This is a genomic window from Serratia sp. NPDC078593 (genome assembly GCF_050268245.1).
Taxonomy (GTDB): domain Bacteria; phylum Pseudomonadota; class Gammaproteobacteria; order Enterobacterales; family Enterobacteriaceae; genus JBNNGK01.
Genome location: NZ_JBNNGK010000027.1, coordinates 1 through 13,037, shown reverse-complemented (window position 1 = coordinate 13,037; position 13,037 = coordinate 1). Strand labels below are relative to the sequence as shown.

20 protein-coding genes and 1 pseudogene are annotated in these 13,037 nt (G+C 50.8%); 20 read left to right on the top strand and 1 reads right to left on the bottom strand.

Annotated elements, in window-relative coordinates; all coding sequences use genetic code 11:
• The first annotated feature begins 87 nt into the window (after positions 1-87).
• From ACQKDS_RS19100 to ACQKDS_RS19080, 5 genes are all read left to right on the top strand, one after another.
• A complete protein-coding gene (locus ACQKDS_RS19100; protein ID WP_399673668.1) occupies positions 88-309 on the top strand; it encodes a TraR/DksA C4-type zinc finger protein in 222 nt (73 codons plus the stop codon).
• 136 nt (positions 310-445) lie between these two features.
• Positions 446-640, top strand: a complete 195-nt coding sequence (locus ACQKDS_RS19095) for a hypothetical protein (RefSeq protein WP_399673666.1) — start codon at positions 446-448, stop codon at positions 638-640.
• 210 nt (positions 641-850) lie between these two features.
• Entirely contained in the window at positions 851-1,054 is a 204-nt protein-coding gene (locus tag ACQKDS_RS19090; RefSeq protein WP_399673693.1) for a tail protein X, read from the top strand.
• Between the two features lie 3 nt (positions 1,055-1,057).
• Entirely contained in the window at positions 1,058-1,276 is a 219-nt protein-coding gene (locus ACQKDS_RS19085; RefSeq protein WP_399673664.1) for an HP1 family phage holin, read from the top strand.
• Positions 1,260-1,772: a lysozyme gene (locus tag ACQKDS_RS19080; protein ID WP_399673662.1), complete on the top strand. Its 513-nt coding sequence runs from the start codon at positions 1,260-1,262 to the stop codon at positions 1,770-1,772. Before ACQKDS_RS19085 ends, ACQKDS_RS19080 begins: the two co-directional genes overlap by 17 nt.
• Before the next feature lie 29 nt (positions 1,773-1,801).
• Here ACQKDS_RS19080 and ACQKDS_RS19075 read toward each other — a convergent pair whose 3' ends face one another.
• Positions 1,802-1,954 carry a hypothetical protein gene (locus ACQKDS_RS19075; protein ID WP_399673660.1) on the bottom strand — a complete coding sequence of 51 codons (153 nt, stop codon included), beginning with the start codon at positions 1,952-1,954 and terminating at the stop codon, positions 1,802-1,804.
• 85 nt (positions 1,955-2,039) lie between these two features.
• Between ACQKDS_RS19075 and lysC the strand changes: the two are divergent.
• The 15 genes and pseudogenes from lysC (at position 2,040) to ACQKDS_RS19000 (ending at position 12,902) form a co-directional block, all read left to right on the top strand.
• Positions 2,040-2,317: pseudogene (lysC, locus tag ACQKDS_RS19070) on the top strand (Rz1-like lysis system protein LysC).
• Positions 2,292-2,759 (top strand): phage tail protein, encoded by a 468-nt coding sequence (locus tag ACQKDS_RS19065; RefSeq protein WP_399673691.1) that lies wholly within the window; start codon positions 2,292-2,294, stop codon positions 2,757-2,759. Before lysC ends, ACQKDS_RS19065 begins: the two are co-directional and overlap by 26 nt.
• A gap of 88 nt (positions 2,760-2,847) precedes the next feature.
• Positions 2,848-3,483, top strand: a complete 636-nt coding sequence (locus tag ACQKDS_RS19060) for a phage baseplate assembly protein V (protein WP_399673658.1) — start codon at positions 2,848-2,850, stop codon at positions 3,481-3,483.
• Entirely contained in the window at positions 3,480-3,830 is a 351-nt protein-coding gene (locus ACQKDS_RS19055) for a GPW/gp25 family protein (RefSeq protein WP_399673656.1), read from the top strand. The genes ACQKDS_RS19060 and ACQKDS_RS19055 overlap by 4 nt, the downstream gene beginning before the upstream one ends.
• A 4-nt stretch (positions 3,831-3,834) precedes the next feature.
• Positions 3,835-4,743: a baseplate assembly protein gene (locus ACQKDS_RS19050; protein ID WP_399673654.1), complete on the top strand. Its 909-nt coding sequence runs from the start codon at positions 3,835-3,837 to the stop codon at positions 4,741-4,743.
• Positions 4,744-4,996: 253 nt separating this feature from the next.
• On the top strand, positions 4,997-6,166 hold the full coding sequence (locus ACQKDS_RS19045; RefSeq protein ID WP_399673652.1) for a phage tail sheath protein: 1,170 nt from the start codon (positions 4,997-4,999) through the stop codon (positions 6,164-6,166).
• A gap of 13 nt (positions 6,167-6,179) precedes the next feature.
• Positions 6,180-6,689 (top strand): phage major tail tube protein, encoded by a 510-nt coding sequence (locus ACQKDS_RS19040; protein ID WP_399673651.1) that lies wholly within the window; start codon positions 6,180-6,182, stop codon positions 6,687-6,689.
• Between the two features lie 70 nt (positions 6,690-6,759).
• Positions 6,760-7,047 (top strand): phage tail assembly protein, encoded by a 288-nt coding sequence (locus ACQKDS_RS19035; RefSeq protein ID WP_399673649.1) that lies wholly within the window; start codon positions 6,760-6,762, stop codon positions 7,045-7,047.
• A 20-nt stretch (positions 7,048-7,067) separates the two neighbouring features.
• A complete protein-coding gene (locus ACQKDS_RS19030) occupies positions 7,068-7,202 on the top strand; it encodes a GpE family phage tail protein (RefSeq protein WP_399673647.1) in 135 nt (44 codons plus the stop codon).
• Positions 7,195-9,252 carry a phage tail tape measure protein gene (locus ACQKDS_RS19025; RefSeq protein ID WP_399673645.1) on the top strand — a complete coding sequence of 686 codons (2,058 nt, stop codon included), beginning with the start codon at positions 7,195-7,197 and terminating at the stop codon, positions 9,250-9,252. Before ACQKDS_RS19030 ends, ACQKDS_RS19025 begins: the two co-directional genes overlap by 8 nt.
• 12 nt (positions 9,253-9,264) lie before the next feature.
• Complete coding sequence (locus ACQKDS_RS19020; RefSeq protein WP_399673643.1) at positions 9,265-9,747, top strand: phage tail protein; 483 nt, start codon at positions 9,265-9,267, stop codon at positions 9,745-9,747.
• Positions 9,744-10,883 (top strand): contractile injection system protein, VgrG/Pvc8 family, encoded by a 1,140-nt coding sequence (locus ACQKDS_RS19015; RefSeq protein ID WP_399673641.1) that lies wholly within the window; start codon positions 9,744-9,746, stop codon positions 10,881-10,883. Before ACQKDS_RS19020 ends, ACQKDS_RS19015 begins: the two co-directional genes overlap by 4 nt.
• A gap of 88 nt (positions 10,884-10,971) precedes the next feature.
• Positions 10,972-11,208: an ogr/Delta-like zinc finger family protein gene (locus ACQKDS_RS19010; RefSeq protein WP_399673639.1), complete on the top strand. Its 237-nt coding sequence runs from the start codon at positions 10,972-10,974 to the stop codon at positions 11,206-11,208.
• Positions 11,209-11,727: 519 nt separating this feature from the next.
• Positions 11,728-12,696, top strand: a complete 969-nt coding sequence (locus ACQKDS_RS19005; RefSeq protein ID WP_399673637.1) for a phage tail protein — start codon at positions 11,728-11,730, stop codon at positions 12,694-12,696.
• A complete protein-coding gene (locus ACQKDS_RS19000; RefSeq protein ID WP_399673635.1) occupies positions 12,696-12,902 on the top strand; it encodes a hypothetical protein in 207 nt (68 codons plus the stop codon). Before ACQKDS_RS19005 ends, ACQKDS_RS19000 begins: the two co-directional genes overlap by 1 nt.
• Positions 12,903-13,037: the final 135 nt, after the last annotated feature.

The following is a 13,037-nucleotide window of genomic DNA, read 5'->3' as shown; positions in this document are numbered from 1 at the left end:
TTTATGCTCGACTTTGCAAGTTATTACGCTCATCAGGTTATCACGTGCTGTTTGCAATCCAGAACATGAAAACAGGAGTGCAGTTTTATGGCAGGCCTTATTGATATCGCTCAGGAATACCAAGCAGCGATACTGGCAGAAAAGATCGCGCTCGCAGGATTGGCGGTGCGTATCCCGCCTACATTGCATTGTGAAGTATGTAATGAAATCATCCCAGCAGCACGTCGTATCACCGTTCCCTGCCTTCGCTACTGCACTGATTGCCAGCAGTATAAAGAAGAGAGAATACGCTATTTCGTACCCGATTAACCTCAAGCCGGTAAAAGCTCGATTATTTGCCATTCATTTATTTTACTGAGCAAATGCTGCGGACACCCATTGACGCATTTAGCATTTTGCTTAATACTGTATAAATAAACAGTATATTTACAAAAGGGGAAAAACAGTGGAAGCCTTGGATAAACAACAATTAACACTGTCGCGCATCCAGTTTATCGCGGACGTATCCCAAGCGGCACAATGCAGCACCTCTGAGTTTCTGATCGCCATGTCGCTGATTTCCGATCTGGCTAGCCAGGTTCTGCCCGATAACGAATATCAAGAAATTTTCTACCCAGCCAGCCATCAAAATCCCCGATAAATACATTCACACACAGCGCAAAATACATTCTTTTCACCCGCCAATTGGCGGGTTTTTTATTTATATCGCCCGCATTTGTTTACTGTCAGTTGTGCCACAGCACTCACAATCCTCATAAATTGCAGCACGTTGTCCTCATCGTGAAACTAAGCATAAACGGGCGCGATATACGCACCTATCACAGATAACCACATCGCAGGATGGTTAATGATGAAAATTTATGCACAACAAGGCGACACCGTTGACGCTATCTGCTGGCGTTATTACGGCACTACGCAAAACGTGGTGGAACAGGTTTATCACACAAATACCGGACTCGCACAGTATGGCCCCGTCTTGCCACATGGTTATCCGGTCGAGCTGCCGGAGTTAACCATCGCCGCCAAGCGGGAAACGGTAAAACTGTGGGACTGAACGATGGAAAAATTCACGTCAACACTCTGTTACCTCGTTGCTGCCTGTTTGGCGTGGTTTGGACGCCATTCTCCTGAGGATATTGCCGTACTGATCGGTGCCGCCGTCGGTGTGGGTACCTTCTTGGTGAACTGGTACTACCGTCGTAAAAGCTATCAACTATTGCGATCGCTGAGGAAAAACGGCCTCAAACGCGGGGTATACGATGAACTCGACCATTAAACGTTGCAGTGCGGCCGCCATCTTGGCGCTGGCCGCATTACTCCCGCAGTTCAGCCAATTACAGACATCGGAACAGGGCTTACGCCTGATTGCAGATTTTGAAGGTTGCCAACTAACACCTTATCAGTGCAGCGCCAAAGTATGGACCAACGGTATCGGCCATACCGCCGGGGTGAAACCCCATGGCGCCATTACTGAGCAACAGGTTGCCAACAATCTACTTAGCGATGTGAGAACAGTGGAAAAAGGCCTCGCGCGATGCATGCCCGTCACGATGCCACAACCTGTTTACGACGCAGTCAGCGCATTTACTTTCAATGTGGGTGTGAATGCAGCCTGCCAATCAACGCTGGCTCACTTTATTCGGCAACAACGGTGGCGGCAAGCCTGCGACCAATTACCACGTTGGGTGTATGTCAACGGCGTGAAAAGTAACGGCTTGGAACGTCGTCGCGCCGCTGAGCAAAAACGCTGCCTGCAAGGAGCCTCTTCATGAACCGCATAATACTCGGCCTAAGCGTACTGCTATTGATACTCCTGGCCGGACTGCAATGGCAAAACCAACGGTTGCAACAACATCTGGAGGAAGGAACACAGCGCATCGGGGCATTGCAAACCGCCCTGACAACCCGTGATGACTTCATCGTTCAACTCCAGCAACAAACGCAGCAGCGGCAACGGGCCGAACAGGCCCTACGCCAATCACTGAGCAATGCCGATCGCTTGGTGCAGCGTCGCGAACAACAACTACAGAGGTTAACTAATGAAAATAAAAAGTTACGCGATTGGCAAGACGCTGCTGTGCCTGATGATGTTATCCGGCTGCACCAGCGCCCGCCTTCGCCAATGTCACAAATTACTTACATTGGTTGTCCAAAAGTCAACAGTTGCCCAATCCCCGGCAATCACCCTAATACCAACGGCGAGCTGAGTGCTGATATTCGCCAACTCGAACAGGCGCTAACGCATTGCGCACTGCAAATCGAGGCCATTAAACAGTGCCAGGAGAAACATGATGTTAAAACCCAACCAACTGCGTGACGCATTAATTAATGCGCTGCCCATGTTGCAGCAACAACCTGAAAAACTGGTTATTACGCTTGATAACGGCCGTGTGGTTTCCACACTCGGTGCATCACTATCATTTGAATATCAGTACCAACTCAATATCACGCTGAACGACAACAGCACCGAAGATATTGACCTAGTGATGGTGACGGTACTGGCGTGGCTGCGTAGCCACCAACCAGACCTGCTTGCCAATGTTGAAAAACGCAAAAATGGCTTTGGGTTTAAAAGTGGCATCAACACGGCTGACCCACTCGAGTTGCATTTGCAGTTAACCGAACGCATTCAGGTCGACGTACGCGACGGAGCCTTACACATCACGCCACTGCCTGAACCGCCGGAACCACAGAATGTGATGTGCTTTACTGAGGTTTACCTGCACGGCGAATTGATTAGCACATTCAAACACCCCTAAATTCCCGGCAACTGTGACGCGTGTTGTGCTGAAACTCGCCAAACACGATCGCATTGCCGCCACACTCTCACAGCGGCACTCTTAACAGATGAACGTATATAACTCTGATATTCAGCGCCTGGTGCGCAACTTAATTCGTATTGGCACCGTCAGCGAGATCGATCTTGAACGCGGACGCTGCCGTGTAGCTACCGGCGGTAACATCACGGACTGGCTGAACTGGCTGACTAGCCGCGCCGGACGCTCGCGCAGTTGGTGGGCGCCCAGCTTAGGTGAACAGGTGCTCGTGCTGTCATTAGGCGGCGAGCTGGATACCGCCTTCGTGCTGCCCGGGGTATTTTCCAACGATTACCCGGCCCCTTCCCATTCGGCCGACGCGGTGCACATCGCCTTCCCCGACGGCGCGGTGATCGAATACGAACCCGCCCAAGGCGCACTGAAAGCTGTCGGCATCAAAAGTGCGACTGTCGAAGCTGGCGATAGCGTAACGGTCACTGCTGACAACATTATTTGCCGTGCCAGCAGCAAAATCACCCTGGATGCACCCGAAGTGGAATGCACCCAACAGTTAACCACCGGCTCGCTGATCCTCCGTCAAGGCGGATCGCTGCGCGGTGACCTTAGCCATACCGGCGGCAGCCTCACCTCCAACGGCATTGTGGTACATAACCATACTCACGGCGGTGTGCAAAACGGCGGAGGCCAGACGGGGAAACCACAATGAACAACGCAAAATATCTCGGCATGAACTGCACCTCCGGCCGTGCCATCGCCGACATAGAACACATTCGCCAGTCGGTAAGTGACATTCTTATCACCCCAATTGGCTCACGAGTCATGAACCGTAATTACGGATCGTTACTCTCTGAACTGCTTGATCAGCCGCAAAACGATGTATTGCGTTTGCAAATTATGGCCGCCTGTTACAGCGCGCTGCTGCAGTGGGAACCGCGCATCCGTTTGACCGCTATCACCATCGACACCACCTTCGACGGAAAAATGGTGGTGGAGATAGCAGGAAGCCGTACCGATACTCCCGATAGCTTTTCTTTTTCTGTTTCAGTGAGCTGACATTATGCCAACGATTGATTTGAGTTTATTACCCGCCCCAACGGTGGTGGAACCTTTAGATTATGCGTCTTTGCTGTCTGAACGCAAAACCACACTGATTTCGCTTTATCCACCAGAACAACGCGAGGCGATCGCCCGTACACTGGCGTTAGAATCTGAGCCCATCGTTAAGCTACTGCAAGAGAATGCCTATCGCGAACTCATCCTGCGCCAACGTATTAATGAAGCGGCGCAGGCCGTTATGCTCGGCTACGCCAGCGGCAGCGATTTAGATCAGATTGGTGCCAACTTCCAGGTAGAACGGCTGGTGATAGCAGAAGCCGATAACAGCGTGGTGCCTCCCGTGGCGGCGATTCTGGAGTCCGACAGCGATTTTCGCGTACGCATTCAGCAGGCCTTTGAGGGACTCAGCGTTGCCGGTTCCAGCGGCGCTTACGAATATCACGGCCGCTCCGCTGACGGCCGGGTAGCTGACGTTTCGGCCACCAGCCCAAGTCCAGCCAGCGTGATCATTTCTGTACTCTCCCGTGAAGGTAACGGCTCCGCCAGCGATGAACTGGTGGCCATTGTTGACCGCGCGTTGAACGCTGAAGACGTACGCCCGGTGGCCGATCGCGTAACGGTACAGTCCGCCCATATCGTTACTTATCGTATTGATGCCGTACTTTACCTCTACCCTGGTCCAGAAGCAGAGCCGATCCGCAGCGCTGCTGAGGCCAAACTAAAAAACTATATCACCGCGCAACATCGGCTGGGGCGCGATATTCGTCTGTCAGCAATTTATGCCGCACTACATGCCGAAGGTGTCCAGCGCGTTGAGCTGAATAGCCCGCAAAGCGATATCGTGCTGGATAAAACGCAGGCGTCTTACTGCTCTAGTTACACCTTAAGTGTGGGAGGTTCTGATGAGTAATCGTCAACTACCAGCCAGAAATCTATTTTAGCCATAATTCCAGCAGTCATTTTTCACTGTACACATCGAAGCTGAAAATATTCGATATGTGATCAGCAAACGCCACCTTACGCGCAGACGAAAACGCCCCGCTTGGGGCGTTTTTTTTCTTATTTTTCCAGTTGTTGTATCAGATTCCATACATACCCAATGACGTGCGCCGTAACGCTCACCCGGGCATCCTACTCCTACCAACAACCAACGGAGTAAGATTATGGGTGATTATCACCACGGCGTACGTGTTCTTGAAATTAACGAAGGCACTCGCGTAATTTCCACCGTCTCAACGGCGGTCATTGGCATGGTTTGTACCGCAGAAGATGCCGATGCCAGCGTATTTCCTCTTAACCAACCGGTATTGATCACCGACGTGCTAGCCGCCAGCGGTAAGGCCGGTAAAAAAGGCACATTAGCCCATGCCCTACTGGCCATTGCCGACCAGGCTAAACCTGTCACCGTGGTAGTGCGTGTCGCAGAAGGGGAAGACCAAGCAGCAACCACCTCTAACATCATCGGCGGTGCCGACGAAAACGGTAAATATACCGGCATGAAAGCATTACTGGCAGCGCAGGCAGAGTTAGGCGTGAAACCACGCATTCTCGGCGTTCCCGGCCATGACAATCTAGAAGTTGCAACAGCATTGGCAACCATTTGCCAGCAACTACGCGCTTTCGGGTACATCAGCGCCTACGGTTGCAAAACGGTATCCGAAGCCATTGCCTATCGTAAAAACTTTAGCCAGCGTGAGCTGATGCTGATTTGGCCGGACTTCGTGAACTGGAACACGACAACCAACAGCAGCGACATTGCCTACGCCACTGCCCGTGCACTCGGCCTACGCGCCAAGATCGATCAGGAAACTGGCTGGCACAAAACTCTGTCTAACGTCGGTGTCAACGGCGTCAGCGGGATTTCCGCCAACGTCTTCTGGGATTTGCAAACCGTCGGTACCGACGCCGATCTGCTAAACGAAGCCTGCGTCACGACGCTGATTCGTAAAGACGGTTTCAAATTCTGGGGCTCCCGCACCTGCGCTGACGATCCGCTGTTCCAGTTTGAAAACTACACCCGTACCGCACAGGTACTGGCAGACACCATGGCTGAGGCGCATATGTGGGCGATCGACCGCCCGGTTACACCTACGCTGATCCGCGACATGATCGACGGCATTAAAGCCAAGTTCCGCGAGCTGAAGTCCGCCGGTCTGATCATCGATGGCGACTGCTGGTACGACGAAAGCGCCAACGATCAGGAAACCCTCAAAGCGGGCAAATTGTTCATCGATTACGACTACACCCCAGTCCCGCCACTGGAAGACCTAACTCTGCGTCAACGCATTACCGACCGCTACCTGGCGAACTTCGCCGCGTCCGTAAACAGCTAAGGAGAACAACAACATGGCCTTACCTAAGAAATTGAAATACCTGAACCTGTTTAACGACGGTTTCAACTATATGGGCGTGGTTTCCTCTCTGACCATGCCGAAACTGACCCGCAAGCTGGAAAAATACCGCGGCGGCGGCATGAATGGCGCGGCTTCGATCGACTTTGGCCTGGACGATGATGCACTAGTGGTCGAATGGACCATGGGCGGCATCGATGAATTGGTACTGAAGCAATGGGGCCAAGTCGACGCAGTACCGTTGCGCTTTACCGGTTCTTTCCAACGCGATGACAGCGGCGACGTTTCTGCGCTGGAGGTAGTGATGCGCGGCCGCCATAAAGAGATCGACAGTGGCGACCTCAAACAAGGTGAAGACACGGAAACCAAGGTTTCGACCGACTGCACCTACTTCAAGCTGAGCATCGACGGCAAAGAGCTGATTGAGATCGATACCGTCAATATGATCGAGAAAGTGAACGGAGTCGACCTGCTGGCCGCACACCGCAAGGCCATCGGCCTGTAATCGTTATACCGACGGCCAGCCGTACGCTGGCCGCCTTTAGCCCATAGCAAACAAAATTAAGGAAAAGAACATGGAAATGATGACCTCTCAGGACACCACCGTGGTGCTCGATACCCCAATTAAACGCGGCGACAGCGAGATTAGCGAAGTGATGGTAACCAAACCTAATGCAGGCAGCCTGCGCGGCATCGGCTTGGCGGCACTGGCAAATGCCGACGTGGACGCGCTGATCACCATTTTGCCGCGTGTCACCTATCCAAACCTAACCAAAGAAGAGTGCGCCCGTCTGGAACTCCCAGACCTTATCGCGCTGGCAGGCATGGTGATCGGTTTTTTAGCGCCGAAGTCGGCGGAGTAAGCATCGACCCGGCGCTGACCGTGGACGATCTGATGGCGGATATCGCGGTGATTTTTCACTGGCCGCCATCAGAGATGAACGGTATGGGGCTGGGGGAGTTGCTCGACTGGCGCCACCGGGCCCTTCAACGTAGTGGAGTAGAAACCGATGAGTAACCAACAGGATGTCGACGATATTATTCTGAGCGGCTTCACGCTAAAAGCAGCCAACCGCAATGTCATTTTGTCGTCCAAGCGAGTTCACTATGCGCAACAACAGCTCGCGCAGCTGAAAAGACTGGCGGAACTGAAGCGTCAGAGCGACGATGTTCAGCAGCAGTTAAAGCAAAACCAAGCGGCGCGTGCGTCACTGCCCGCGTCCATAACCTCTATGGAGGATATTCAAACCGTCCAACAATTAAACTTCGACGACGTGATCCAGCGGGCACACCGTAAACTCCTCGCGATCCAAAAGGGACAGTTAAGTAAAAAGCTCGAAAAAAAAGGTTTCAACACCACACAGCTGGATGAAGCGCAGCAACAGCAGAGCAGGCATCTGAATAATGCGCAGGCTACTTTGGGCACCAACAGAGCCGAACAAAGCCGCTTGCGCCAGCAACATCGTACGCAAATTTTTGCTAATCACGATCGCCGTCAGGGGCGTATTAATGCACTGGGCAAATTTACCGAACCTGCCGCCGCAATCAGCGATAAGCTGTTCACCGGCGGCAAGCAGCTACTCACGCCCGGCATGCAATTCGAAAAACAGCTTTCTGCTCTGCAGGCACAGTTAGGTTTGAAGCAGAACGATCCGCACTTGCTAGCACTTCAGCAACAGGCCAGCCAACGACAAAAAAGTGTGAATACGCCAGCCGAAATACAACAGGCGCAAACAACGCTGGCAAATAACGGCTATGACGCCGAAGCGGTGTTGGCCGCCACACCGGCAGCATTAAATTTGGCCAAGGCAAGCGGCAGCAGTATTGACGATGCGGTAAAAGCACTAACCGAAGTACAACACGCCTTCAGGCTGCCTGTCGATCAAGCCAGCAACATCGCAGACGTCATGGCCAAAGCCAGCAACAATTATGCGCTTCCCCTGACGGATTTGAACAAGCGGCTGTTATCAGCCGCACCCGACGCACTCAACCAAGGGGCTAGTCTGGAGCAAACTGCGGCACAGCTGGCCCCACCCGGGAAAACGCTCGGCAATGTTGCCGGTGCCGCTCAGGGGATAGTCACGGTACAAGGCGACAACCTGGACGGCGATATACAAAAACTATTTGCCAGCTGGGACCGTATTCGCATCGATCTGTTTGGTGGACAGAACACCATGCTGCGCGAACTGACGCAAACAGCGACCGAGTGGCTGGATACTTTGCAACAATGGATAAGCGATAACCCTGACTTGACCGCAACGCTGATAACCGTTGCTGGTGCCGTATCAGTATTGCTGGGCGGCCTAGCATCTATCGGCACCTTTATTGTTCCGGCTCTCAGCGCCATCAATATGCTGATGAGCGGTGCCGCACTGCTCGGCGGTATTTTCACCACCGTCGGCAGCGCTATCGGCGCTGCATTCGCCGCGCTCGGCCTCCCTATCTTCGCGGTCATCGCCGCCGTCGTCGCAGGCGCGGCATTAATTTATAAGTATTGGGAACCCATCTCCGCATTTATTGGCGGCATTATCGACGGCGTTCTCGAAGCGCTAGCCCCCTTTAAAAGCATATTTGAGCCTATCGGCCAGATTTTCAGCTTCGTGATTGGCAAAATCAAGGAATTCCTTACCCCGGTAAAAATGACGCAAGAAGGCTTAAACAAGATTTCAGACGTTGCAAAATCCATGGGGAAAATCTTGGGTGAAGTTCTAACCTACCCCCTATCGCTAGTGAAAGACGCCAGTGGTTACGTAGTCGAATTGCTGGAAAAGGCGGGGTTTATGAATAAGGAGAAAAAACAGGAGAACAACCTACCGCCGTCTGCAACATCCGTATCAGAGCACGATACCTCCATCAAGACGGTCAGCTCCCCGTTGACGGCCTATCAACCGGCGATGACGCCCGGTGCAACCACCTCTACCAGTAATAAAACGGTGACCAATAACGTGACGATTCATACCACTCCGGGGATGGATCGCGAGGAAATTCATCAGATCTATCAGCAACTGAATCAGCAGCAGCAGTGGGACAACGACCGTTTAGCACAATCGCAATTTGCCAATATTTAAGGAACAGACACCATGATGCTAACCCTTGGGATCTACGTATTTAAGCTGCGTACTCTTCCCTACCAAACCATCAAACGTGATATTAGCTATCAGTGGCCGGAAAACAAACGCGTAGGTCAACGCGCAACCTCACAATTCCTCGGTCCTGACGTCGAAACCATCACCCTATCGGGACAATTAATGCCGGAACTGACCGGGGGGCGCATCTCGCTCGCCGTGCTACAGGTAATGGCGGATCAAGGACGTGCCTGGCCGCTAATTGAAGGGAGTGGAATGATTTATGGCATGTTTGTGATTCAACGGTTAAGCCAAACAGGCACACAGCTTTTCCCTGATGGCCAGCCAAGACAAATTAATTTTGATATCACCTTGAAACGCGTAGACGAGTCTCTCTACGCCATGTTTGGCGACCTGCGCACGCAGGCGCAAGGTCTACTGGATAAAGCCGGAAAGCTGCTGAACAAAGCGCAGCAGGCTGTGGGGCTTAACCCATGATAACCGACACCTACCTGCCAATCGGAGATAAGTTTGCTCCTGATTTTATTCTCATACTGGATGACAAAGATATTACCGCATCAATCGCACCTAGGCTGATTTCACTGACGTTGAAAGACGCTAGCGGCTTTGCCGCAGACTCTCTGAATATCATACTGGACGACAGTGACGGTCAGCTCATGATGCCGAGACGCGGCGCGCTGTTAACGCTTTATATTGGCTGGCAAGGCTCAGCATTATTTGGACATGGCTCATTCGTCATTGACACCGTTACCCACGCCGGCGCACCGGACCAGCTTACAATATCGGCTAACAGCGCTGATTTTAGAACCTCACTTAATCAATTACGCAGCCAGTCTTATTCAGATATCACTCTGGAAAATATCGTTAAACAAATATCAGAGCGCAATAAACTACGTCCTCCTGATATGGACACCAATCTAAGCACAATAACCATTAAGCATATCGATCAAACCGATGAGTCAGACCTGCAATTTCTAGTGCGACTGGCAACACTTAACGGCGCCAAGGTGAGTATTCGCTTCCAGAGAATCTCGTTTTTCAAACCAGGTCTGGCAGGTATCAGCAACGGAGAACCTCTGCCAATGAGTGTCCTTACTCGCAATGATGGCGATCGGCATACTTTCAGCATCGCAGATAAAAATGCCTATACCGGCGTCAGCGCCGTCTGGCTCAATACCGATAATCCAAACGAAGCGAATAAAAAAATTCGCCTCGACCGTCAGTTGCACGACGTCCCCAAAAACGCATCCGGTTCACCGCTGACGAAGCCTGGCGCTCAACAATCGCCAAACAACTATCTACTCGGTGCTGCAGGTAACGTATTCAATATCCCTAAAATTTTTCGGGATAAAAATGCCGCAATGCGTGGGGCCGAGGCCGTATTCAAACGTATCCAGCAAGGATTGGCAAAATTCACCATCAACCTGGCGTATGGACGACCAGATCTTGTGCCAGATACGCCAATCATCGTCCGCGGTTTCAAATCACAGATTGATAGCCAGCGCTGGATCATCAACAAAATCACCCACAAACTGGGCAGTAGCGGATACACCTGCTCATTGGATCTGCTGGTGATGCTTGATGACGTTACTTACCACACAACAGAAAAATGAACTCAATTTTGACCTCACATCTTGTATTTGCAAGTTTTGAGTGTAATATAAATTGCACAACTTGAATAAGCAGCATGGAGCTTTAATTATGATGCACTGTCCAGTATGCGGTAACGTCGCTCACACCCGTTCCAGCCGTTACCTGAGTGAGTCAACCAAAGAGCGTTATCACCAATGCCAGAACATTAATTGCAGTTGTACATTTGCCACACACGAGTCGGTGGCTCGAGTGATTGTTAAGCGTGGTGATAACGTAACAACCCCAGCGCCAGCGACAACAGGGCACAAAGTCCGTTCTGCAGCACAACCTGCAAGCAAGAGTTGAAACCATGGCAACGCTTGTCGAACGTTTATTCTCGCTCTCGAATTACGGGGGCCTGTTAGCTAAATGCGAGGTTACATGGCTGCTTCCCGGCAGCCTGAAACTCGAAATAGCAAGTTTAACCATGGCTATTTACGGTACGACTGACATCTGCATTCCGAAGACTCTGTAAATAATCGCTTCAATGCCGCTTGAAGTCACCCTTGAGGGTGCCGTAGTACAAACCAGAGGCAAGATTGAGTAGATAGCCGTTCATTGCATTCGTGGTGGAATCCGAAAAACTACCCGGCCAACCTGTTGCCCTAATTAGCTTGGGCATTTTCGGCCGATTAATGGGATGAGTCCAGGTAAGCGGAGACTTGCGCAGCCAACAAATTGAGGCACAAATTATGCGAATAATGTCGCCACTTACAGCAGCGAAACATTGGCTGTTTATTCCTGTCTACCGAAATCATTGCCGTAAGCCGCCACTGTCTACAGTAGCGCAGCAGTACATTTGATTGACAATTTAAGAGTAAAAATATGACAACAAAATTCTATGCCATTTTGACTAATCAAGGTGCAGCAAAAATTGCAAATGCAACCGCACTCGGCACGAAGCTAAATCTAACACACCTCGCCGTCGGTGACGGTGCTGGCTCATTACCGACACCTGATGCAACACAAACGACTCTACTCGGGGAAAAACGCCGCGGCGCAATCAATCTACTCACCGTTGATCCAGCCAACGCCAGCCAGATCATTGTGGAACAAATCATTCCTGAAAATGAAGGTGGTTGGTGGATACGTGAACTTGGTCTATTTGACAGTGACGGCGTGTTAATTGCCGTAGCTAACTGCCCAGAAACATACAAACCACAATTAGAGGAAGGCAGCGGAAGAACGCAGACTATCCGCATGGTATTAATTGTATCTGGCACAGATGCTGTGACACTGAAGATTGACCCGTCCGTCGTTTTGGCAACACGGGAGTATGTTGATGATAAGGTCATTGAAGTTAAGACCTATACCGATACCCTGATAAAAAAACACGTTGAAGCGTCAAATCCGCACACTCAATATTTGAAAACAGCCAGTAACCTTAAAGAAATTTCTGACGCTGGACAAATCGCAGTTCAGGCAGCCCGGGGTTATTTGGGACTAGATACAGGAGCAACTATGCCTGCAGTCGCAGGGTTGGCGAGTTCAGCTGGTTATATCACTGTTCCCGCAATCGTATCAGGTGTAAAGCGGAATATGCTTATTCAGTGGAAAACTGTCTCTATACCAATTTCGACCGATGGTAACATGGTTGTTATCAATGATTCATGGCCAATTGCATTTCCCAATGCATGTCTTTCGATTAATGCTTCCTTAACAGGATCTTTGATGTACGCATCTAGTGGAGCCCCCTTTACCAGCGCGTCAATTATTAGTAGAACAAAGTTTGGGGCCGCTTGCGCGTATACAAAATCAAACTCATCTGTCACTGTCTGGGGAGTAGGATATTAATGAATGGTTATGTATTTAGCCCTTCCGAGAATGCATTCTATGTTGTAACACTGAAAAATGATTACCTATTAGCGAGTACATGGCCTGTTGATGGTATAGAAATGAAAACAGAGGATGTCGCTACTTTTATGGGCGATACGCCAGAAGGAAAGGAGAGAGGGATCGGCGATAATGGTTTACCATGCTGGATCAATATCACTTCATAACCATAGGGAAATAATAGAGAAGCCATTAGAAATACTATATTGAGACTGTAATTTAAATTGTGTAATTGCCTGTTTTTGATATGTTCTTCCTGACAATGGAGACAGGCAAATTATGGACGAAAAGAAACTTAAAGC